Here is a 19,954-nt window from a genome sequence, read left to right as displayed (position 1 = left end):
GCTGGCTGGCATAAGCCGCTTCAAAATAACCCCGTTAATAGTATCCAACACAAACGCCTTTTCCCCACTGAATGAAAGCATTTTCATCTATCTTTTTTAATATTACCCGGGTACCCGCAGGGTATTCTGGCGCCATGTCGTCTCCGGATACTGTTAGAGCAAGTTCGCCCTCCCGAGTGGGAGTGACGAGATATTCAACAGGCATTCTCTCTAATTCCACTTTGAAATTCTTTATAGTACCCCCTTGAGATGAAAGTGGAAAAACTGGCACCTCGCTGTAAGACGCCTTACCATTTTTGTGATTCTCCGAGGGATTAATAATTACCACATCGTTTTTTTTATATGGCAATATTTTATCGCCATAGTGTTTATATAGCATTTCAAACTTCTGCCGGTTGAGGGGTCTCTTACCCGATTCAATGGCGGATACATACGGTTGCGCAATATCCAACACATAGCAAATTTCAGATTGGGAAATGTTAAAATCTTTCCTAAAAGCCTTTAAATCAAACATTTTCGTGATTATTTACACACACTTAAAAAAAATAATTGTCAATTTGTTTATGTATATAAACAAACTGTTTATATTTGCATCATGTCAATTAATCATTGACGAGTTAAAAGTAAACAAAATAACCAAAACGCAAATATTTATTAACACTTTTTTAATATGGGACTAAAAAGTTTTTACAAAAGCATTCCTCGAAGAAACGGTGAAACGCCTAAGCAAAAGTTCGTTAGGGAACTTTCAGAAGAGTGCGGGGTAACCCCGGAGACTGTTTATAGATGGATTAACGGCACAAGCCGCCCGGATAAACTGAAACAACAGCGCATTGCTGAAATGACCAATATCCCGGTGGATGAATTGTTTAACGATTAATTTTTAAAAGCATGGAAGCAAACGAATTAATCAATGTTACGGTGGAATACGACACCGTTAAAATGACCGCCCGACACAGCTTCGGGGCTAACATCTACGCTCTGACTGATATAAACAAAGGCACTGTTTCGATAACGCGGGACGGCCAGATGGTAAGACAATTACACGACCTGACAGTGGCAGAATACGAGCGGATATTATTATCCACCGCCAAGGACGCCGAAATGATAAAAAGATTCAACAATGAGTTGTGAAGTATGTAACGGGCGGCCCGGGTGTCCTGTATGCGGCCCTGAACCTGAGTTGGAAAAATGCCATGAGTGCAACGGAATCGGAGAGCGCTTTTTTAACTGTGACGGGGTGGAATTGGGCCCTGAAGCATGGCAGCGCGGAGAGAGAAACGATATAATCCGGGAGACTTGCGAAGAATGCAATGGTACCGGTGAAGTATTAACAGAAAAAGACGAATACGCATTTTAAAAATGACAGCAATAGAACCACAAGTTAATGATTCAGGACGCTACTCAGTGAAAGAAACGAGCGAAGTTCTAAAAATTAACAGGCGAACATTGCACCGCCACACAATCGCCGGTTATATAAAGCCCGGATATCGCCGCACCAACGGCAGGGCATTTTATACCGGGGCGGAAATAAAAAGGTATTGGAAATCACAATATTAAGTTTAAAACCCAATTTTTATCAATTATGACAGAGAATGCAAGCAAAGTGAGTGACGCAATGAAAAGCAGCGCCTCCGCAGCAAAGACAGCAGACGGGAACAACACACCCGCAAAACGGCTCTCGGTGCATCAAAAAGTTGCAAAGACCGGAAGCCTCGAAGGATTAAGTCAAGGGGAAATTGGCAATTACCTGAAAGGAATGGAAAACCGCATTGCAGCGGCTCTCCCCAAACACCTGACCGCCGACCGAGTAATCCAGATGGCAGCAACGACCATTCACAGAAACCCGGCTATTGCGAAATGCACTCCGGCCTCACTTTTGGGGGCCGTAATGCAAGCCTCAATTTTAGGCTTCCCACCGGTGGAGGCGCTCGGCTACTGTTATTTCGTGCCTTATGGTAAGGACGTGCAATTCCAGATTGGTTACAAGGGCTTTATTGAGCTGGCTCGGCGCTCTGGCCGCGTAAAGATGGTTTACGCGGAAGTGGTCAGAGAGGGCGATGAATTTGAAGCGACATTCGGGTTAAATCCAGACCTGAAACACAAGCCAAACTTTGACAGCTCCAAGCCACTGACCCACGTTTACGCCGTATGCCAGTTTACCGACGGCGGATATAACTTCGTGGTATTAAGCAAATCAGACGTGGAGCGACTAAGAATGCGAAACCCGATGCAAAAGGGGGCCCCAAAAGGAGCTTGGGCCACTGATTACGAGGCAATGGCAAAGGGAAAAGCGATGAAACAACTATCGAAATACCTCCCGCTGAACATCGACACTCAGACAGACCTCGCCACAGATGAAGCGGTATTGAAGCCAGAAGATTTTAACTCAGGCCGTGTAAGTGCTGAGAATATTCATTACGAAGATGCTGAAATAGTTGACCCGGAGACAGGCGAAGTATTGAATTCAGCCCCAAAAAGCCAAAGCGAAAGCACTTCTGAAAATCAACAAGGTAAATAATCATTAACACACTCCCCCGGGCGGCTCTGGCCCGGGGCTAAAATCTTTTAATTATGGCAACAATAATCCTCAGACCGAAAGACAGAAACGAATGGTTGAAACACCGCGAGAAAGGCATTGGAAGCTCAGAGGTGGGCACAATTTTAGGCGTAAACAAATGGGAAACCCCTTACCAGCTTTGGCGCCGCAAGCTCGGCATTGACCCTCCGAAGGAGATGAATTTCGCAATGCGGGCGGGCCATTACCTCGAGGACGCCGTTTCTCAGATGTGGGAGTATGAAACAGGTAAAGAGGTAATTAAGGCCAGCGCAGGGGACTGGCTGTTTATCAACAAAGAACATCAACACCGTAGGGTATCGCCCGACCGGACATATTGGCTGGATGGAGCAACGAAAAATACCCGGGATTGGAAGCAAAAAGGTATTCTTGAATGCAAGACAACCCGGATGCCTATTGACCCGGACGACCTTCCTAAAACTTGGTTTTGCCAGCTTCAATATCAATTGGGGACGGCTGAAATGGAGCAGGGCGCTTTGGCGTGGCTTGTTACTGGCACTGATTTCGGATATGCCGAGTTTGCTTTTGACCCTGAGTTTTACGGATGGATGATTGAGGAGGTGGATAAATTTTGGGTTGATAACATTATAGGCAAGAAAGAGCCGGAGCCAATTAACGCTGGCGACGTGGCTCTGAAATATTTTAAACATACTGATGGAAAGGTTATTGAGGCAACAGAAACGCACCTGAAAGCCTATGAAGAGTTGACCGGTTTAAAAGCCCAGATGAAAGAACTGGAGACCCGGAAAAAGGAACTGGAAGAAACCCTGAAAATGGGCTTTGGCGACGCTGAGGCGATGGAATATGCCGGGCGAAAAATTGCGACATGGAAAGCCCCTAAAGCATCCCTTCGATTTGATGAAAAATCATTTAAAGCAGACCAGCCGGAGTTGTGGAAGCAATATACGAAAGAATCGACACCATCTCGGCGCTTCTTGCTGAAATAAACATTCTCACAAAGGGCGCCAATTACGGCGCCTTTTTTCTTGATTAATAAATAATTCAAGCGATGAAAAGTAAAACACTTACGTCCCGGGAAATCGCTGAAATAACCGGGATGAAAAACGAAAGCATTGAAGAGGCAATCAGGAACCTTTCAAAACTCAGTGAGGTAACCACCATTCAGCACAAGGGGTTTCTGGCCGGTATGTATGACAGTGAGCCGGCGCCGGTGGTTATTGAGCAGTTTTTCAATATTCTGGGAAAAGTGAAAACACACGTTAGCATTAATCCCGCAGGGCTAAAACTCCTGGCCCAACACCTCCCCCCGGGCCCGGCTGGCAGGCTCCCCCTCCCGGGGAAAACAGAAAAGCCAGTGAAGAGAGTTTACCAGCCGGCGGAGGTATCAACGCCCGGGAGATATATAACATTTGGAGACTTCGCAAAAATCTACTTCCGGGAGTTCCGCCTTGGCCGCAATACCTTAATCAAAAAGCTCAGAGAAAAGCGGTTTTTACAGCCCAACAATATACCATATCAACGGTATCTGAAGAGCGGTTTCTTTGTGGTGGAAACGGCGCCTTTCCGGGGCGACAGGCACACCCCGGAAGAGAAACAGAGAATTGCATACACAACGAAATTAACTCACAAAGGGGCCCTCTGGTTGCGCGAAGAGCTGGCGAAAATGGATTGATATTTTAACAAACAGGAAGAATTGACGTAATTCGCGATATAAACAATTTGGTTATTTATGGACGGATGGATTAAAATGCACCGCTCACTCTTGGAGTGGGAATGGTATGATGACTTGCCGGTAAAGGTTCTGTTTATTCATGTGCTTTTACGGGCCAACCACGCCCCGAAGAAATGGCGCGGGGAGATGATTGAAACAGGGAGTTTAATAACGTCTCTTTCAAAGCTGGCAGAGGAAACCGGGCTGTCAATAAAACAAGTTAGAAACTCTATAAAAAAATTAGAAAAAACCGGAGAATTGGGCACACAAAGGGGCAAGGCTTGGACAAAGATAACTGTCTGTAAATATGAGGATTATCAGGCCCGCGAAGAAAAAGAGGGCACAGAAGAGGGCAAAGCAGGGGCACAGCAGGGGCACAGCGAGGGCACAGCAGGGGCAACAAACAAGAATGAAAAGAATGAAAGAAAGAAAGAAGATAGTATAGGGGGCGCGCGAAAAAAATCGCGCACTTTTACCCCTCCCTCACTGGATGAAGTTATCGCGTATTGCAAAGAGCGGAATAATAACGTTGACCCTAAGCGCTGGCACGACTTTTACCAATCAAAGGGCTGGATGGTCGGCAAAAACAAAATGAAAGACTGGAAAGCAGCCGTTCGGACATGGGAAAAAGACAGCCCCCCGGGCCCTAAAAAACAGGGCGGCGCCTCTGGCCCACTTTCTCCTCCTTCTGATGCAGATTACGAAACAAACCCCTTTAATTAAAAATCAAAACCGGGCCGGGACTTGCTTTTTTTTGAGCTTTACAGGGTTATTAAAGCGATTAAATATACTATCCCGGGCAAATCTTCGCATTATTTCTTTTTAAAGCAAAATACATCCCTTAAAACGTTTTTTGATATAAACAGAGTTGCTAATAAAAAATAAGCATCCCGGGGGTTTTAAATAAACATTTTGTTTATATTTGCCAGCGCAAAACGAAAATGGGTTTTTATGGAAATTGAAGTTTACAATGACGACAGAAACTCCCGCGCTTATGCGTATCATTCTAACTTACTTGTTGAAATAGCAAATGAATTGCTGGCCCCGGAGGGAAAGACCTTTGAGATAGGCGAAAACGGCGAAATTCTTCGCTTCCTTCTGTATTATTTTAACGGGCTCCGGGAGGCTGAACAGGTTATGCCTGAAAAGCAATACAAGATTCACAAAAATTTAATCATTTGCGGCAAAGTCGGCGTTGGAAAAACCTTTCTGATGCGGGTTTTTGAGGAATACCTCAAACGCACACGAAACCCTCGTGGATATGCAAATTTATCCGTTACGCAAATGGTGAATTATTACAAGATTAACAACCACCTCGACCGATACACCTACAACGAAGAAAACTCCCGAACCTTTGAGGGCAACCCGGTAAACATTTGTTTGAACGACATCGGGCTGAAAACACACACCCATTTCGGGACAGATACGAAAATCCTAATCGAAGATTTTTTGCATGCCCGGACTGAAATTTGGGAACAGCGCCGAAAGTTTACCCACCTAACAACGAATCTCACCCCGAAGCAGCTTATCGAGTATTTTGACGATGAATACGGCCGTCTTGCCGACCGATTTAAGTTTTACAATATCATTTTCTTAAAAGGAGATTCAAAGCGATGAATGATTTGATTTATCACCAAAGAAACGGGCAATTAATCACATTTTCCCCGGAGTATGGAAGAGGCCAACATTACGCATCAAAAGGGCCTGACCATTTCGGAGAGTATGAGTTATGCGGAGTCCGGCCGACGCCGGAATCAGTGAGGCGCGTCGCGATAGCTTGCGAAGAGTTTAACAGAGAGCGACCGAAATGGGATAGCAAAAAGCTAAAATCCCTTGTTAAGCTGGTCAGCCGCAAACACCGAATAAGTGCAAAAAAACTGGAGACAATTTTAAATTTAAATGCAAATGAAATTAACAAGAGAACAAAAATTAAAAAGGGCCGCCCGAAAGGCGGCAAGAGCAAAAAGAAGACCGCGTAAACAATTGACCCCGGCAGATGAAGTGAGGCTTGACCTTTATTTAACATTTATCATCGTATTACAGGAAGTCACAATGCGTTATGTGGCGCTGGTCAGGGACAACCCGGCTCTGGCTTTCAAACTCAAACAGATTATGAATAAATACGTTCGCGCTGGTTACGAACTGAATGAAGTATTTAGGAAGTATATCAGAGCAGACCCATACCACGACGACCCGGAAGAATTGATGGATATTGAGGCAGATCGCATTTTTGACCTTGTGAATGCAACGGCAACAATATCAAGCGATGAACAATGGCTGAAAGCAATCAGCGCGGTTAAAAATATCGCCGGCTTTAAAGAGTCAATGAAACCACAAACAGTATAATTTTTTAACACACAAAACACACAGAACATGAGTTCACTATTTCAGGATGTGCCATTGGCACAGCGAAAAACAATGCTTCAAGACAACGCCTATGCGGTAAAGGAAGATGAAATGTACCAAAAGCCCCTCAGCGAAGATGAAATTAAGGTCTATCAAAAACAGCTGGTCGAAACCACGATAAGCATTCAGCGCGACCGGAAAAGGCTGAAAGAGATAAAAAAGGAATACAGCGACCGCATAAAGGAAAACGAAGCAAAAAGAAACGAAGCCGCGCAAGCCGTTCAATTTGGCTCAATAACCACCACCGGGACAGTATATCTGATGGACGACCAAGAGGCCGGAATGATGGAGATTTACGCCGAGGATGGTACTTTCATTACCAAGCGACCACTAATGCCGGAAGAGCGCCAGCTGTCAATAATGACAGCACAAAGAACCGGGACTTTTGACGAAGAATAATTTTTAACCAGCGCCCCGGCCAGCCCCGGGGCCTAAATTTTTAACAATATGGAAGAATTTAAAATGAACATTGTAAGCGAAAACGGCGAAGTAACAATCAGAAAAGGCGATGCCTTGCCACTGAGAGAGCCAGAACCGCTGATTTTGAGCGGGACAATTAGCGCTGTCTCTCGCTTCCTCGCAAACCGCTATAAACAACCTGAATACCGACCGGAATGGAGCCATATAATGGTAAATCGCGATGCCAGGGAAATTCGCCTGGTTTGCGATGAAAGAAATTACTACAGAACCAAGATCACCGGGCGCCTATTGATTAGTCCTGAGTTTGAAAAATGGAACATCAACACCGGCACTGAATACGGCGCTAAGGAGCTGGCAGAGTTTATCAAAATGAACCGGGCCGCATTCCCAAACAAGGCGGAAGCTATGAAACTGGCAAGTGAACTGTCAAATATAAAAGTTAAAACCAAAAACGAGCTGGAAAAATCAGACAATAACCGGGGGGAAATGCGATACGCCATTAGTCAACAGGTAATAAGCAATAACATACCGGCAGAAATAACGCTCCTGCTTCCGCTCTTTAAAGGGGAAAATAAAGAGGAAATAAAGGTCGAAATCTATGTGAACGCAAGCACCTTTGATGTTCAGCTCGTCTCCCCGGATGCACAGGAGCGCCTTGATGAATCAGTAAACCGAATTATTGATGAAGAATTGCGTAAGATTAACGAAGTCACAAACAATGAAATCGTAATTATTGAACAGTAATAAACACGGGCCCGGGCTCTGACCCGGCGTCCCTTAAAAATCACTTTTTTATGAGTTTTAACAAGATAATTATTGTGGGTAATGTTGGCACAGACCCCGAGATAACAAACTTCGACAACGGCGGAAAGGCGGCAAGATTCCGGCTGGCAACATCCGAAAGGGCGTTTACCACCCGGGACGGCAAGCAGATACCAGAACGGACGCACTGGCACAACATAAGGCTGTCAAACGGCCTTGTCTCGGTGGCTGAACAGTGGGTAAGGAAAGGCTCCAAACTATTGATTGAGGGCAAAATACGTACACGTTCTTACACTGATAAAAACAACGAAACCCGGTATGTTACCGAAATCATTGCTGAAAACATGAGGATGCTCGGGGGTGGTAACAGGTCTGGCAGCGACCAGAACACAACGGCAAATACACCGCGAACACCGGCACCCGATGAACCCGGATATTCCGCTTCAAACAGCGACGGGGAGGATGGATTTCCCTTTTAGCACATGACGTGCCGCGTGTATGTTGTGGTGTCGTTTAATACATCACAACAGACATGTATATGAGCCGTGTGGAAATATAGCACAAACTTTGATGCGATTAAAAATAAAACAGGGTGTGGCGAAAACCTAATAGAGTAGCCAGAAATTAAAACTTATAATTATGTATTGTCCACGATGTAACGAACCATGTCCAAAACCTATGACAATAAAACAGGAGATAGAATGTGAGCATAAATATGGTTTATAACGTGTAAGCAATATGCCGTCGTGGCGTGATTTTAAATAAATTTTTCAGGTATGAACGAAAGTAAAAAAATAAAAAATAGCGTCGGCCGCAATATATTAGATGCTACATGTGGAAGCAAAATGATGTGGTTTGATAAAGACAATCCAGATGTTTTATTTGCTGACAAAAGAACTGAAAGGCATACGTTATGTGATGGAAGGGCATTGGAAATAAACCCTGATATTAAGATGGATTTTACTGATATGCCTTTTGATGATAACACCTTCAATCTTGTAGTTTTTGACCCGCCACATCTGAAGTCTTTAGGCAAAAAAAGTTGGCTGGCTTTAAAATACGGATATTTACTACCTACATGGGAAGCGGATTTAAAAGCCGGTTTTGACGAATGCATGCGCGTCTTAAAACCAAACGGGGTGTTGATATTCAAATGGAATGAAAATCAGATAAAGGTTAGTAAAATAATTGAAGTTATTAGTGCAAAACCTTTGTTTGGTCATACAACTGGTCGAAATTCACAAACAATATGGATGACCTTTATGAAAATGTAAGGCGGCCGTAAATCAAAGAAATTATGAAAGAATTTATCAAAGAAAAATGGGAAGGTATTGTAGTTGGGGCTTGTATTGCCTTTTTCATTACGATTGTGTTAGAGGTTATCGAAAGTACAATCCTGAAAATAGCCTTAATAATGGCTAAGTAGCCTTGTTGCTAACAGCTACGATAAAAGACATGCGGTATATTGCATGTTGTGGGCGCCGGGGCTGGTATAATTCACGAATCAGGCGTATTTACAGCGCTGGCGTTTATTGTGCTTTTCGGTTATATCGAAATGGTCAGCGACCATCTTGTTAAAACCTCACAGAATTTACAGACCTTTTCAAAAATTGTTTTAAGGGCTGGTAAAAAGGTTATTAAGCGCTAAAAAGGGAGCAAAGGCGAGCTGAAAGGAAATTTTATGGTAATTTAATCACTGGCCGCCCCTCTTCCCCGGGGTGGCTTTAATCTTTTAATGTATGCCAATAAAACCAGAAAACCGGAACAGATACCCGGATAACTGGCCAGATATAAGAGCCAAGATACGCGAAAGAGCCGGGGACAAATGCGAGTGGTGTGGTGTGGTAAATCATTCATATATCCACCGCCTGACCCGGGAGCTTTGTCTGCCAGACGAGGACGGCGCTATAAAAATAATTTGCACCGTTGCACACCTCGACCACACCCCCGAGAATTGCGATAATGAAAACTTGGCTTTTCTCTGTCAAAGATGCTACAACAGATACTACATGAAGCATCGACAGGAAACGCGCCGCAAGGCACGCCTAAAAGGCCAATTTAAACTGAAATTTTAATAAAAGCGAACCGAATGAACGTTATCAATCACAACCTCCCGAAAGCGGAAGCCTTTAAAATGATACGCCAAGCAGCGGAAACAGGCATTTTTACGGGCGACGGGATGAACACCTATTTAAACTCTTGCCGGTGGTTTCTCCCTCACTATGATTGCATCATTGTATTTACCCGGGACACGGGCTATCACTCTGGCGGGTGGTGGAAGAATCCCGAGTATGAAAGGTGCTATCACTTGTCAATATCTTTCCCCGGGGGCCGCAACCGAAAGGCCCTCAATGAAGTCCTTGCGGGGCTGTTTGGGTGGCAAAGGAAGTTACTTTGGGCCGAGCCTCCATACAGCAAAGAGGGCCGCGAAAATGAAGTATGGCATTACCGCCTATTTTGCGACCAAGGCTGGCAGCCTATCAAGCCCCGGGGGGGAGGTTTATTCAAAGCAGTTTACCGAAATCGGGTGGAAGTCATTCAGCGAATTACATTACAGAAAATAATCTCATAAAATTTTGATGGAAAGCATTTACAGACCAATGGACGCACACCTGATAGCCGCCGCGCCTGACCTTTTAAGGGCCTGCAATATGGGCCGGGCCGATATTATCAGAGGCTCCGTCGATGATGTCACGCTTGAAGTATTAGAGAACGCAATAAAAAAAGCAAACAATGAGTAAAAAGAAGAGACAGGAAGAAATGATTCCCGCCATACCCCCGGAGGATTACTCCGGGAGTGTTTGGACGTGGATGATAGCCCTTATTGAACGCGGTCTTTGGGACGGCGACGCAATCATTTATCAAGGGTTGGAGAGAACCGTAAACGCTCACAATATCAAACACGACAAATTTATGGGAACATCAATCTTTGGAGACTCCTATAAATTAGGCTACGAGCCTGTTCAAAGAGTTATTTACCACAGATGCAAGAATGGTTAACGCCTATATTTTGCTATTTTTGGCATCAAATTTTTAAAAACTTATCAATAATGAAGCAGTTTATCAGTTTATCAATCTTTGCGCTTTTATTAAGCCTCACAGGCTGCATTAAGCCAGAACAGAATCTTGTATCAGTGAACGGGGAACCAGCCTATTCAATCCCCGGTATCGAAGCCAATGAAGTAATCGAGCGATTGTATGAAAAGGGATTTCAAACATCAACCGACTTCGAAAAAACCCGTTCTCGATGGATGGCCCGCCAAAAGACTGGTTCAACAGACCTCTATGTCTTATTTGTAGGTTCAGGCGATAAAGAAGTAACAGAAATAGAAGTTTCCATTCTCGATGAAACAAATTCTTGGGGCGAATCTGCAAAAGGGGTTTTCTCTTATATTGCAGGGCTTCCAATCAAAGAGGGGAGCGAATGGGTCGATGCGAACTTCGGGATAGATGCCGAAATGATGTTTCCGGGCCTCATTTATGAATTAGATTCAAGTGAAGACTTTGTTGAACTAAAAATAACAGGTGTAAAAAAGCAATAAAACACGGAACAAATTAAAACAGACAGACCCTCGGGAATAGCCCCGGGGGTTTTTTTATGCCTGCCACCCAGATAAACGCTATTGAGTTAAACGAGTGCTTATGGTATATGCACTTTTCGTTATCTTTGTTGTATGAGAAAAAAAGACCTGTTCACTTCTGTTTTGAAAGCCGATTTAGACGTGGAGGCTGTCGCTGAATTGAAGTTTCACCCAACCCGGCGTTGGCGCTTCGATTATGCAATACCAGCCTATAAAATTGCAATCGAAATCGAGGGCGGCGTCTGGACACATGGCCGACACACCCGGGGTGCTGGATTTATCAAGGACATTGAAAAATACAACACTGCTGCCTCAATGGGTTGGTTGCTCTTGCGCTTCACCCCTGAAATGAAAATGAAAAGTGAAACGCTAAAAATTATCGGGGAGACAGTCAAACAGCGAAGGGCTGAAATTCGGGCCGGAACTCAAAAAAGCACATTAAAGGAAATGCTTACATAGTAAGCACTTTTTTGTAATTTTATCGCGTTAAATACGCTAAAAAAACTCAATTAATGGAAACAACGACTTTACGTTTATCACAGATTTCCACAAACAACGCAAACCCGCGACTAATTAAGGAACACAAGTTTGAAAAACTGGTTGATTCAATCCTTGTATTTCCTAAAATGCTGGCCCTCCGCCCTATTGTCGTCAATGAACAATACGTTGCGCTGGGAGGGAATATGCGATACCGGGCACTTAGCTATATTTCAGAAATGACCCCGGAAGAGGTTGCTTTCCGTTTGTCTGGATTGGCTGATTTTAAAAAGAAAACCGAGGCCGAACAGATTGAATTGAAAAACTATTGGTCTGCCTGGCTGGCAAACCCGCATGCTATTGTGATGAATGCGAGCGACCTGTCAGAGCAGGAAAAGCGCGAGTTTATCATTAAAGACAATGTTGGTTTCGGGGAATGGGACATGGACATGCTTTCAAACGAATGGGATGAAAAAGAGCTCGAAGATTGGGGACTTGACGTCTGGCAGACAGAAGATGAAGGAGAGGGAGCAGATATTGAAAAGAGGGAGTCTTCAGCCGGGGTTCTTAGAGAGCGTTTTATTGTCCCTCCATTTTCTATTCTTGATTCAAGGCGAGGCGAATGGCAAAAACGCAAAAAAGCATGGCGGGCGATTATCGGCGACAACGGAGAAAGCCGCAACGACACTCTAATTAAGTCGATTGAGCTTAAATATAAAGACCTGTATCAAAAGACCAGAGCCCACCGTCAGAAATTGGGAATTTCATTCAAAGAATACTTAGAGAAGTATGTTTCAGAGGAAGAGAAGCGGAAGGCTGAAAAGAAAGTGACTGCCACAGGTGTTTCAATCCTTGACCCTGTTATGGCGGAGATTGTATGTAAGTGGTTCGGTGTTGATGGCGGCAATGTCTTTGATTGTTTCGCCGGGGACAGCGTTTTTGGATATGTTGCAGCCCATGAGGGGTTTAATTTTACGGGAATTGAATTACGACCCGAGCAAGCACGGTTAAACAATGAGAGGGTTGAAGGTATGACTGCAAAGTATATTAATGACGACGGGCAAAATGTCGCTAAATATATTGAGCCGGAATCACAAGACTTACTTTTCAGTTGCCCTCCTTACTTCGATTTAGAGGTTTACAGTGACGACCCAAAGGATGCTTCAAATCAGGATAGTTATGAAGATTTTATTCACATTCTTAAAAATGCCTTTACGGAATCGTTAAAATGCCTCAAAGAAAACCGTTTCGCTGTGGTTGTTATCGGCGACGTTCGGAATAAAAAAACCGGGTTTTATTACAATATGATAGACGACCTGAAACGAACATTCAAAGAGGCCGGCGCCCCCCTTTACAACGAAATCATACTATTGGAGCAGACAGCAAACAGCGCCCTCAGAGCAGCCAAAGCGATGGAATCGCGAAAGGTGGTAAAGGTTCATCAAAACATACTGGTTTTTTACAAAGGCGACCCCAAACACATTAAAGACAATTTTAAAATCATTGAGTATGACGAGCAAGATTTGGAATCATTCAGAGTGGATTTCGGAGACGAACCCGAAGAGGCTGAAACAGAGTTTTGATAAAATCCTCCAAGAGACGGGGCACACCGTTTTAGATTTTACCGAACACCACTTCAAACCGGAGGGGTACACGGCGCTCTGGTTACTGGCAGAAAGTCATTTCGCGATACACACATTCCCGGAAGATGGGAAAACCTATTTTGAGATGTCGAGTTGCAATAGGGCTTTTTTCAGCCGCTTTATTGAACTAACTGAAAACATGAATTAAAATGTCTGTCCCAAGAAAAACACAAGTAGCAAGACAGAAGCGGGAAGCTCGGCGCGAAATCGTTGCCGAGCTTTACCGTAAGGGGTACAGCATCCGGCAAATCTGCAAAGAGGTAAAGCGCCGGTTAGACATCAAAAGTTGTTCCACCCGGTCTGTACACGACGATATACAGGCCCTTTTAAAAGAATGGCGCGAGGCCCGCATTGAGGACACCGACCAAGCCATCCAGTTAGAATTGGCCCGCATTGATAACATTTTGCAGGAGCTCTGGGAGCAGTGGGAAAAATCAAAGCAGGATTTTACCCGCACCGAAGAGAAACGCCGGGGGGCACCTCACAGGGGGCGCGGCGGGAACGGAGAAATAAGAACCGTTAACGTTGAGCGCGTGGAAAAACAGGTTGTCAATATTGGCGACGTTTCCATTATGGCAGAAATAAGGAAACAGCTTGAAGAGCGCCGGAAGTTGCTTGGTCTGTATGCACCTGAAAAAAGAGAGTTAACAGGCGCAAACGGGGAACCATTAGAGGGGGCCAAGGTAACGGTTGATATTTCCGGCTATTCAGAGGAAGTAAAAAAGCAATTATTAGAGGTAGCACGCAACATTGAGCCAGAAATTTAAAATATCGAGAGCGGTTTTAACTGAGATAGAACGCGAGGCTTGCACAAAATCACTTTATGAGTTTGTGAAGAGCTTCTGGGGCGTTATTATCCGGGAGGAACCGGTTTTTAACTGGCATATTGAGTACTTGTGTAATGAGTTGCAAAAGCTCAGTAAATCAATCGTTGCACGCTCAAAGAAGCCTTACGACCTTATCGTTAACATTCCCCCGGGAACCACAAAATCAACCATTACAACAATCATGTTTCCGGCGTGGTTGTGGACGCAAGACCCGAGCATCCGAATCATTACAAACTCTTATTCCGGCGACCTGGCTATCGAACACGCCGTAAAAAAGCCGCGATATTATCACATCGGATAAATACCGCTTACTGTTCCCGGACGTGGTTATACGCCGCGATAAGGCCGGAAAGAGTTCGTATGAGAACACAGCCACCGGGGCCCGGTATGCAACCTCCACCGGGGGAACCATTACAGGGAAGCATGCCCATGTAATCATTAACGACGATCCGCAAAACCCGGCTCAGTCTTCCTCCGAGGCACTCAGGGAAACGGCAAATGAACACACGAAAACGCTTGCCAGCCGTAAGGTGAATAAAGAGAACACCCCGACAATTACAATAATGCAACGCCTCCATGAAGAGGACGTGACAGGCTATCTTCTTAAAAAGAAAAAGGACAGAATCAAACACATCTGCCTACCGGCGGAAGCCACCGGGGACGTTCAGCCAGAAGAGTTACGCAACAATTACATTAATGGCTTTCTTGACCCAATAAGATTAAATCGGGCCGTTCTGGATGAAGCGCTGACCGACCTCGGCTCCAGGGCTTATGCGGGGCAATATAACCAATCCCCCGTTGCTGATAGTGGTAACATCGTGAAAAGGGAGTGGTTCAATGTTATTTCACGCGCCCGTTTTCGTGAACTCTGGCGAGGACAAACGATTACTTTTTTTGCTGATACTGCATACACCGAAAAGACAGAGAACGACCCTACGGGAATTATCGCAACGTGTAAAATCGGGAATGACCTTTACATCGTTAACGGGGCCAAGGTCAGATTGAAATTTCCTGACCTTATACGCTTCATAAAAAAATACGCTCTTAAAAACGGTTACACAGATGAAAGCACAATCCGCATAGAGCCAAAAGCAAACGGGATTTCGGTTATTGACCAGCTCCGGGAAGCAACCGAGTTGAACGTGACCAGCACCCCCTCTCCAAATGACAGCAAAGAAACGCGCTTAAATGCGGCGTCTCCAAAGATTGAGGCCGGACGCGTTTATCTGGTCGATGACCCCGACAGCGACTGGATTGAAGAGTTCATCACAGAGGTTTGCGGTTTTCCAAACAAATCACACGATGAGTACGTGGATATCCTCTGTTACGCTATTGATTACCACTTGAAAAATAAACCGGTGGTTACTACAGAGGTAAACGCCGATGAATTAGGATTATTCTAAAAACACAAACACACAGAAGCATGGCTACAATCAAAGAACTATTAGATGCCGGGGATATAAAAAAAGCCCTTGCGGTATTAACCCCAAAGCCTGGGGTTTCTGATTATGCAAAAGAGTATGAAAACGACCGAACATTACGCGTTTCTCAGGTGGGAAAACGAAAGGATAAGGTTCTGAAAAATGAGATTGTGACGGTCGCCAAGATTCCTATTCCCTTTCAAAAGAAAGTGGTGCATTCCGCGTCCGCGTTCCTTTTTGGGAGCCCCGTAAATGTGACCTCACCGGAAGAGAAAGCGAAGGAAGTAATCGCTCTTTGGAAAAAGTGTCGAATGGATTCCTTGTTTTTGGATTTCACCGAAACCGTAATGTCCGAGACCGAGGCGGCTATTGTATTTTTCCCTGTTGAGCGCACCGGAGAGGTTGTCATAAAAGCGCGCGTTCTTAAAAATGAAAACGGCACTTATTACCCGGTTTTCGATGAATACGGGGATTTAGTCGCTTTTTGTTGGCGGTTTTACCTTTCCAACGGTGCATCAAAAAAACAGTATTTCAGAGTTTTTACGGCTGAAAGTATTATCACCTACACACTGGCAAAGTCGGAATGGGTTGAAACAGACAAGAAAGATAATTTATTCCGCAAAATCCCGGTCGTTTATCAGTCACAAAAGAACCCGGAGTGGTGGGACGTCAAAGAATTGATAGACCGTTACGAAATGAATCTTTCCAAGTTTGCTGACACAAACGATTACTTCTCTTCCCCAATGTATAAGGCCAAAGGGGCGGTAAAATCAATACCCAAGAAAGACGCAACCGGTAAAATCGTGAAGCTGGATATTGTGGAGACGGATAGCGGTAAAATCATCGAGGCAGACCTTGACGTAATTTCATGGGACAGGGCCCCGGAGGCGTTAAAGCTGGAATTCGACACAGAAGAAAAACTCATTTACGGAATGACCGACACGGTTGATTGGTCTCACCTCAAAGAGCAGGGGCTCGGTAATATCTCGGGAGTTGCTTTAAAGCTGTTATTCTTCGGTTCTATTCTCAAAGCCAAGCGCCAACAAGGGGTTTACAAAACATCTGTGAGTCGGGCGCTAAACATCTTAAAAGCAGGGGCACAACACATTCTAAAAAAAGGCGATTTTTCAAATGTTGAGTTCGATATTGAGTTTACCAGTGTTCTTCCTGATAATATTAAAGAAACAGTTGAAACGCTCATTACAGCCACCGGTGGAAAACCTGTTCTCAGTCAGGAAACAGCCGTCGGGCTTACGTCTTATGCAAACGATGCAAGCATGGAATTTGAACGGTTGAAAGCTGAAAGCCGGGCCGATAGTTTTAATCTAACAGACTAAATAGGATCCAATCATGGAAGATGTTTTACTGCAATTCATTAAGGCGAAGATTGAGGAACGCAAAAAAGCGAAGAAACACCCGACGTTTTGTACGCTGGAAGATGTCCGCGCTGAATACACCCGGGCACTTAACCAGCTATGGAAAGATGGGAAGATTGAAGTTGGGGAAACGATTAACGGGAAATGGATAATACCGAAGAATGGCTAAAAAAGTAAATATTCACTTTGAGGAATTTAAAAAACACACTGAGGTACAGGAAAAGTACGCGAAGAAAGTTGCAGCCATATTCTCCGGGGCTGCACAAGACGCCGCTATAATTGGCGCAAGTCTTACGGCCCCGGCGGGTAAGGCTTTCAGTTTTAAACAATACCCCCGCGCAAATAAAGCCATTGAAAAACTCGTGGCAAATATGAAGAGCGATATTGTTGCGACCATCACTGAGGGCACAACTGAAGAGTGGTTGCACGCCGCGAAACTGAACGATACGATTGTAAAACAGGTTTTTCACAACTCAAAGCTGACCAATGACCAGATAAAAAAATACATGAACCGCAATCTTGACGCGCTCTATGCTTTTCAGACACGCAAGATTGGGGGGCTGGCATTGTCTGACCGGGTTTGGAAGTACACGAACCAGTTCAAGGAGGAAATTGAAATGGCTCTTGACTTGGGCCTTGGAGAGGGGAAGAGCGCCGCCGCGCTTAGTCGTGACGTTAAACAATACTTGCAGAATCCCGATAAGCTGTTTCATCGGGTACGCGATAAGCATGGCAAGCTCCAACTGTCAAAGAATGCAAAGGCCTATCATCCCGGGCGGGGCGTTTACCGTTCATCGCACAAAAACGCTATGCGATTGACCCGCACCGAGGTAAATATGGCTTACAGAACGTCAGATTTTACCCGCATTCAGCAACTTGATTTCGTTATCGGCATTCGTGTAAAGCTGTCAAACAATCACACCCTAAACGGGGTGCCTTTCACTGATATTTGCGACAATCTGGCCGGCGTTTACCCTAAAGAATTTAAGTTCACAGGCTGGCACCCTCAGTGTCGGTGCCATTCAGAAACCATCCTTGCAGACGAGGAAGAGTTCTTGGAATATCAACAGGCCATACTGGACGGGGGCGACGTCTCCGGGTGGAAATTTAAAGGCAGTGTTGACAGTATGCCTCCGCAGTTCATCCATTGGATAGACCAGCACTCGGATAGCATTAAAAACGCTAAATCCCTGCCTTATTTCCTCAAAGAAAACTTTCCCGAGGGAAGCATTCAGGGGAGCGTAAATCTGTTTAAAAAAGCACCCCAAAAAGCCAAACAGACTATTCAGGAATCACAGAAAGCAATGATTGAGCAGGCGTCCCTTGCTTATGAAAAAGAGTACGCACAAAAGAAGATTGAGCAGGCGCTCGCAGCGGGGCACACCGGCCCGGAACTTGACGCCCTGAAAATTGCGCTGGGAAACCCATCGATAACGGCCAGCCAGTTAGCCAGCAAATCAAACAAGTTGCTTCATGCCGTCAAAGGCACAACGAAGAAAGTAAATACCATACCCGCGCCGCCACCAAACAAGGCGTCAAAGGAAGCCATAAAAAAGGCCGTTGCAGACCACACCCCGACAGACCCTCTGAGGGCGAAGTTTGAAAAGAAGTACGCCAAAAAAGAGGTTGACGGACTTCTTGATGCTTATTACAAGCACACCGCTAAAAAGAGCAGCAAGCCCCCGGGGGAATATCTGTCTTATTTGGATTACGAAATAAGCTGGATAAAAGACAACAGCCTAAAAAAATACGCGACCGCTCCTGAGCTTTTAAAGCTCTTACAGGCCGAGAGGGATAAGATACAGGCCATTATCGCGAAAGAGGTAAAAGAGGCCGCTAAAAAGACTATTGCAGCGCAAAAAGAGGTATTAAAAAACTTCACAGGCGTCGCAACAGACTTCAAGACACACAAGGCCGTAACTGTCAGAAATGCCTCCAATGACCTAAAGCGCTTGGAAAAAGAGCTGGCCGGGGAACTAAAACCAGAACCAAAGACACTGCAAACCCATTACACCAAAGCAGAATTAAAAAAGCTCCGGGAGCTGGAAAAGAGGCACGCGCTTTCGGTTATCAAGGCCGAGGGGGACGACTGGCGAGACAGTGTTATTCAGGCAGAATCAGAAGTAAACGCTTTCAAAAAAGAAATGGCGATAAAATACCATGCAAAGAAGCGGAAACTTCCAAAGCTGGATAATATGACAGAAAAAGAGTATGCCGAATACATAAAAAATGAATCAAAGCGGTTAAACCTCGCGGACGTTCATATAAGCGGTTTCAATGATGAGAGGATAAAGAAAATTGCAAAGGATTTCGGCTTGGCGGAAGAGGAAGTTCGCGCCGTATTGATTTACACATCAAACACAGGTTACAGCATAAACGCAGCGCTTCGAAAAATAGAGCCCCTCACAGATGAACTCAGATTGTATTCCATTTTGGCAAATCGGGGAATTCCTAATTTCCCTCGCTTCGAAGGGGTTGTCCGTCGGGGAACTTCACTTTCGCCTGTCCTTGACAAGCTAAAACAGGCTATAAAAGAAGGAAAAACATGGCGCGATGATGGCTTTATCAGTGCTGCATTCCGGGGGAGCGGGTTTAGTGACAAATTAAAGATGCGGATAAAAACAAAGACCGGGGGCATACTGGATGAAATTTCAACGCATCCCCACGAATACGAAATCCTGCTTCGCTCTGGCCGCGAGTTTAAGGTGCTTTCTCTTTATGAAAGGGATGGTCAGTGGTATGCATATCTTGAAGAGATTTAGGCATAAAAAAACCAGCCTCCCGGGGGAAG

General features: G+C 44.8%; 30 protein-coding genes. 29 read left to right on the top strand and 1 reads right to left on the bottom strand.

The window, feature by feature from the left end; translation table 11 throughout:
- Positions 1-34: 34 nt before the first annotated feature.
- Positions 35-514 (bottom strand): helix-turn-helix transcriptional regulator, encoded by a 480-nt coding sequence (locus ATH1_RS18710; RefSeq protein WP_010416178.1) that lies wholly within the window; start codon positions 512-514, stop codon positions 35-37.
- 156 nt (positions 515-670) lie between these two features.
- Between ATH1_RS18710 and ATH1_RS0100700 the strand changes: the two genes are divergently transcribed.
- The 29 genes from ATH1_RS0100700 to ATH1_RS19985 all read left to right on the top strand — a co-directional run bounded on the left by ATH1_RS0100700 (position 671) and on the right by ATH1_RS19985 (position 19,925).
- On the top strand, positions 671-880 hold the full coding sequence (locus ATH1_RS0100700) for a helix-turn-helix domain-containing protein (protein ID WP_010416171.1): 210 nt from the start codon (positions 671-673) through the stop codon (positions 878-880).
- A gap of 11 nt (positions 881-891) precedes the next feature.
- Positions 892-1,134: a hypothetical protein gene (locus tag ATH1_RS0100695; protein WP_010416168.1), complete on the top strand. Its 243-nt coding sequence runs from the start codon at positions 892-894 to the stop codon at positions 1,132-1,134.
- Positions 1,124-1,360: a hypothetical protein gene (locus ATH1_RS0100690; RefSeq protein WP_010416166.1), complete on the top strand. Its 237-nt coding sequence runs from the start codon at positions 1,124-1,126 to the stop codon at positions 1,358-1,360. The genes ATH1_RS0100695 and ATH1_RS0100690 overlap by 11 nt, the downstream gene beginning before the upstream one ends.
- Positions 1,361-1,362: 2 nt before the next feature.
- On the top strand, positions 1,363-1,560 hold the full coding sequence (locus ATH1_RS0100685) for a helix-turn-helix domain-containing protein (protein WP_010416164.1): 198 nt from the start codon (positions 1,363-1,365) through the stop codon (positions 1,558-1,560).
- Between the two features lie 25 nt (positions 1,561-1,585).
- Positions 1,586-2,521, top strand: coding sequence for a recombinase RecT (locus tag ATH1_RS18705; protein WP_010416161.1), 936 nt, complete (start codon positions 1,586-1,588; stop codon positions 2,519-2,521).
- Positions 2,522-2,574: 53 nt separating this feature from the next.
- Positions 2,575-3,525 (top strand): YqaJ viral recombinase family nuclease, encoded by a 951-nt coding sequence (locus ATH1_RS0100675; RefSeq protein WP_010416159.1) that lies wholly within the window; start codon positions 2,575-2,577, stop codon positions 3,523-3,525.
- Positions 3,526-3,587: 62 nt separating this feature from the next.
- Complete coding sequence (locus tag ATH1_RS0100670) at positions 3,588-4,211, top strand: phage antirepressor KilAC domain-containing protein (protein WP_010416156.1); 624 nt, start codon at positions 3,588-3,590, stop codon at positions 4,209-4,211.
- 57 nt (positions 4,212-4,268) lie between these two features.
- The gene (locus ATH1_RS19990; RefSeq protein WP_010416153.1) at positions 4,269-4,973 is read left to right on the top strand and encodes a helix-turn-helix domain-containing protein; all 705 of its coding nucleotides are present in this window, start codon (positions 4,269-4,271) and stop codon (positions 4,971-4,973) included.
- A 228-nt stretch (positions 4,974-5,201) separates the two neighbouring features.
- The gene (locus ATH1_RS0100660; protein WP_211208047.1) at positions 5,202-5,867 is read left to right on the top strand and encodes a hypothetical protein; all 666 of its coding nucleotides are present in this window, start codon (positions 5,202-5,204) and stop codon (positions 5,865-5,867) included.
- A gap of 282 nt (positions 5,868-6,149) precedes the next feature.
- Complete coding sequence (locus tag ATH1_RS0100650) at positions 6,150-6,596, top strand: hypothetical protein (RefSeq protein WP_139035160.1); 447 nt, start codon at positions 6,150-6,152, stop codon at positions 6,594-6,596.
- A 27-nt stretch (positions 6,597-6,623) separates the two neighbouring features.
- Positions 6,624-7,055, top strand: a complete 432-nt coding sequence (locus ATH1_RS0100645) for a hypothetical protein (protein ID WP_010416143.1) — start codon at positions 6,624-6,626, stop codon at positions 7,053-7,055.
- 48 nt (positions 7,056-7,103) lie between these two features.
- Positions 7,104-7,820, top strand: a complete 717-nt coding sequence (locus tag ATH1_RS0100640; protein WP_010416141.1) for a DUF2303 family protein — start codon at positions 7,104-7,106, stop codon at positions 7,818-7,820.
- A gap of 50 nt (positions 7,821-7,870) precedes the next feature.
- A complete protein-coding gene (locus ATH1_RS0100635) occupies positions 7,871-8,317 on the top strand; it encodes a single-stranded DNA-binding protein (protein ID WP_010416137.1) in 447 nt (148 codons plus the stop codon).
- Between the two features lie 297 nt (positions 8,318-8,614).
- Positions 8,615-9,112 (top strand): class I SAM-dependent methyltransferase, encoded by a 498-nt coding sequence (locus tag ATH1_RS0100630; RefSeq protein WP_010416135.1) that lies wholly within the window; start codon positions 8,615-8,617, stop codon positions 9,110-9,112.
- A 23-nt stretch (positions 9,113-9,135) separates the two neighbouring features.
- Complete coding sequence (locus tag ATH1_RS22410) at positions 9,136-9,264, top strand: hypothetical protein (RefSeq protein WP_010416131.1); 129 nt, start codon at positions 9,136-9,138, stop codon at positions 9,262-9,264.
- 313 nt (positions 9,265-9,577) lie between these two features.
- Positions 9,578-9,913, top strand: a complete 336-nt coding sequence (locus ATH1_RS20260) for a hypothetical protein (protein ID WP_081467407.1) — start codon at positions 9,578-9,580, stop codon at positions 9,911-9,913.
- A 14-nt stretch (positions 9,914-9,927) separates the two neighbouring features.
- Positions 9,928-10,410, top strand: coding sequence for a hypothetical protein (locus ATH1_RS0100610; RefSeq protein ID WP_010416125.1), 483 nt, complete (start codon positions 9,928-9,930; stop codon positions 10,408-10,410).
- A 7-nt stretch (positions 10,411-10,417) separates the two neighbouring features.
- Positions 10,418-10,579 (top strand): hypothetical protein, encoded by a 162-nt coding sequence (locus ATH1_RS21335; protein WP_010416123.1) that lies wholly within the window; start codon positions 10,418-10,420, stop codon positions 10,577-10,579.
- A complete protein-coding gene (locus tag ATH1_RS0100600; protein ID WP_010416120.1) occupies positions 10,572-10,838 on the top strand; it encodes a hypothetical protein in 267 nt (88 codons plus the stop codon). The genes ATH1_RS21335 and ATH1_RS0100600 overlap by 8 nt, the downstream gene beginning before the upstream one ends.
- Positions 10,839-10,888: 50 nt before the next feature.
- Positions 10,889-11,380 carry an META domain-containing protein gene (locus ATH1_RS0100595; protein WP_010416116.1) on the top strand — a complete coding sequence of 164 codons (492 nt, stop codon included), beginning with the start codon at positions 10,889-10,891 and terminating at the stop codon, positions 11,378-11,380.
- Positions 11,381-11,512: 132 nt separating this feature from the next.
- Positions 11,513-11,878, top strand: coding sequence for a PDDEXK family nuclease (locus ATH1_RS0100590; protein ID WP_010416113.1), 366 nt, complete (start codon positions 11,513-11,515; stop codon positions 11,876-11,878).
- Between the two features lie 53 nt (positions 11,879-11,931).
- Positions 11,932-13,479: a DNA methyltransferase gene (locus ATH1_RS0100585; RefSeq protein WP_010416110.1), complete on the top strand. Its 1,548-nt coding sequence runs from the start codon at positions 11,932-11,934 to the stop codon at positions 13,477-13,479.
- The gene (locus tag ATH1_RS22680; RefSeq protein WP_029163884.1) at positions 13,406-13,687 is read left to right on the top strand and encodes an S-adenosylmethionine decarboxylase family protein; all 282 of its coding nucleotides are present in this window, start codon (positions 13,406-13,408) and stop codon (positions 13,685-13,687) included. The genes ATH1_RS0100585 and ATH1_RS22680 overlap by 74 nt, the downstream gene beginning before the upstream one ends.
- Before the next feature lies 1 nt (position 13,688).
- Positions 13,689-14,306, top strand: coding sequence for a hypothetical protein (locus ATH1_RS0100575; RefSeq protein WP_010416107.1), 618 nt, complete (start codon positions 13,689-13,691; stop codon positions 14,304-14,306).
- 64 nt (positions 14,307-14,370) lie between these two features.
- Complete coding sequence (locus tag ATH1_RS0100570) at positions 14,371-14,667, top strand: hypothetical protein (RefSeq protein WP_010416104.1); 297 nt, start codon at positions 14,371-14,373, stop codon at positions 14,665-14,667.
- A 22-nt stretch (positions 14,668-14,689) separates the two neighbouring features.
- Complete coding sequence (locus ATH1_RS0100565) at positions 14,690-15,769, top strand: phage terminase large subunit family protein (protein WP_010416102.1); 1,080 nt, start codon at positions 14,690-14,692, stop codon at positions 15,767-15,769.
- A 20-nt stretch (positions 15,770-15,789) separates the two neighbouring features.
- On the top strand, positions 15,790-17,124 hold the full coding sequence (locus ATH1_RS0100560) for a phage portal protein (protein WP_010416099.1): 1,335 nt from the start codon (positions 15,790-15,792) through the stop codon (positions 17,122-17,124).
- A gap of 13 nt (positions 17,125-17,137) precedes the next feature.
- The gene (locus tag ATH1_RS0100555) at positions 17,138-17,332 is read left to right on the top strand and encodes a hypothetical protein (protein ID WP_010416096.1); all 195 of its coding nucleotides are present in this window, start codon (positions 17,138-17,140) and stop codon (positions 17,330-17,332) included.
- Entirely contained in the window at positions 17,325-19,925 is a 2,601-nt protein-coding gene (locus tag ATH1_RS19985; protein ID WP_010416094.1) for a hypothetical protein, read from the top strand. Before ATH1_RS0100555 ends, ATH1_RS19985 begins: the two co-directional genes overlap by 8 nt.
- Positions 19,926-19,954: the final 29 nt, after the last annotated feature.

This window comes from Anaerophaga thermohalophila DSM 12881 (assembly GCF_000191885.1).
Taxonomy (GTDB): Bacteria; Bacteroidota; Bacteroidia; order Bacteroidales; family Marinilabiliaceae; genus Anaerophaga; species Anaerophaga thermohalophila.
This window is presented reverse-complemented; position numbering and strand designations above follow the sequence as displayed.

Excerpts from the sequence above, each read along its gene's own strand:
- ATH1_RS18710 (WP_010416178.1), bottom strand. The coding sequence starts at position 514 with ATGTTTGATTTAAAGGCTTTTAGGAAAGATTTTAACATTTCCCAATCT.
- ATH1_RS0100700 (WP_010416171.1), top strand. The coding sequence starts at position 671 with ATGGGACTAAAAAGTTTTTACAAAAGCATTCCTCGAAGAAACGGTGAA.
- ATH1_RS0100695 (WP_010416168.1), top strand. The coding sequence starts at position 892 with ATGGAAGCAAACGAATTAATCAATGTTACGGTGGAATACGACACCGTT.
- ATH1_RS0100690 (WP_010416166.1), top strand. The coding sequence starts at position 1,124 with ATGAGTTGTGAAGTATGTAACGGGCGGCCCGGGTGTCCTGTATGCGGC.
- ATH1_RS0100685 (WP_010416164.1), top strand. The coding sequence starts at position 1,363 with ATGACAGCAATAGAACCACAAGTTAATGATTCAGGACGCTACTCAGTG.
- ATH1_RS18705 (WP_010416161.1), top strand. The coding sequence starts at position 1,586 with ATGACAGAGAATGCAAGCAAAGTGAGTGACGCAATGAAAAGCAGCGCC.
- ATH1_RS0100675 (WP_010416159.1), top strand. The coding sequence starts at position 2,575 with ATGGCAACAATAATCCTCAGACCGAAAGACAGAAACGAATGGTTGAAA.
- ATH1_RS0100670 (WP_010416156.1), top strand. The coding sequence starts at position 3,588 with ATGAAAAGTAAAACACTTACGTCCCGGGAAATCGCTGAAATAACCGGG.
- ATH1_RS19990 (WP_010416153.1), top strand. The coding sequence starts at position 4,269 with ATGGACGGATGGATTAAAATGCACCGCTCACTCTTGGAGTGGGAATGG.
- ATH1_RS0100660 (WP_211208047.1), top strand. The coding sequence starts at position 5,202 with ATGGAAATTGAAGTTTACAATGACGACAGAAACTCCCGCGCTTATGCG.
- ATH1_RS0100650 (WP_139035160.1), top strand. The coding sequence starts at position 6,150 with ATGCAAATGAAATTAACAAGAGAACAAAAATTAAAAAGGGCCGCCCGA.
- ATH1_RS0100645 (WP_010416143.1), top strand. The coding sequence starts at position 6,624 with ATGAGTTCACTATTTCAGGATGTGCCATTGGCACAGCGAAAAACAATG.
- ATH1_RS0100640 (WP_010416141.1), top strand. The coding sequence starts at position 7,104 with ATGGAAGAATTTAAAATGAACATTGTAAGCGAAAACGGCGAAGTAACA.
- ATH1_RS0100635 (WP_010416137.1), top strand. The coding sequence starts at position 7,871 with ATGAGTTTTAACAAGATAATTATTGTGGGTAATGTTGGCACAGACCCC.
- ATH1_RS0100630 (WP_010416135.1), top strand. The coding sequence starts at position 8,615 with ATGAACGAAAGTAAAAAAATAAAAAATAGCGTCGGCCGCAATATATTA.
- ATH1_RS22410 (WP_010416131.1), top strand. The coding sequence starts at position 9,136 with ATGAAAGAATTTATCAAAGAAAAATGGGAAGGTATTGTAGTTGGGGCT.
- ATH1_RS20260 (WP_081467407.1), top strand. The coding sequence starts at position 9,578 with ATGCCAATAAAACCAGAAAACCGGAACAGATACCCGGATAACTGGCCA.
- ATH1_RS0100610 (WP_010416125.1), top strand. The coding sequence starts at position 9,928 with ATGAACGTTATCAATCACAACCTCCCGAAAGCGGAAGCCTTTAAAATG.
- ATH1_RS21335 (WP_010416123.1), top strand. The coding sequence starts at position 10,418 with ATGGAAAGCATTTACAGACCAATGGACGCACACCTGATAGCCGCCGCG.
- ATH1_RS0100600 (WP_010416120.1), top strand. The coding sequence starts at position 10,572 with ATGAGTAAAAAGAAGAGACAGGAAGAAATGATTCCCGCCATACCCCCG.
- ATH1_RS0100595 (WP_010416116.1), top strand. The coding sequence starts at position 10,889 with ATGAAGCAGTTTATCAGTTTATCAATCTTTGCGCTTTTATTAAGCCTC.
- ATH1_RS0100590 (WP_010416113.1), top strand. The coding sequence starts at position 11,513 with ATGAGAAAAAAAGACCTGTTCACTTCTGTTTTGAAAGCCGATTTAGAC.
- ATH1_RS0100585 (WP_010416110.1), top strand. The coding sequence starts at position 11,932 with ATGGAAACAACGACTTTACGTTTATCACAGATTTCCACAAACAACGCA.
- ATH1_RS22680 (WP_029163884.1), top strand. The coding sequence starts at position 13,406 with ATGACGAGCAAGATTTGGAATCATTCAGAGTGGATTTCGGAGACGAAC.
- ATH1_RS0100575 (WP_010416107.1), top strand. The coding sequence starts at position 13,689 with ATGTCTGTCCCAAGAAAAACACAAGTAGCAAGACAGAAGCGGGAAGCT.
- ATH1_RS0100560 (WP_010416099.1), top strand. The coding sequence starts at position 15,790 with ATGGCTACAATCAAAGAACTATTAGATGCCGGGGATATAAAAAAAGCC.
- ATH1_RS0100555 (WP_010416096.1), top strand. The coding sequence starts at position 17,138 with ATGGAAGATGTTTTACTGCAATTCATTAAGGCGAAGATTGAGGAACGC.
- ATH1_RS19985 (WP_010416094.1), top strand. The coding sequence starts at position 17,325 with ATGGCTAAAAAAGTAAATATTCACTTTGAGGAATTTAAAAAACACACT.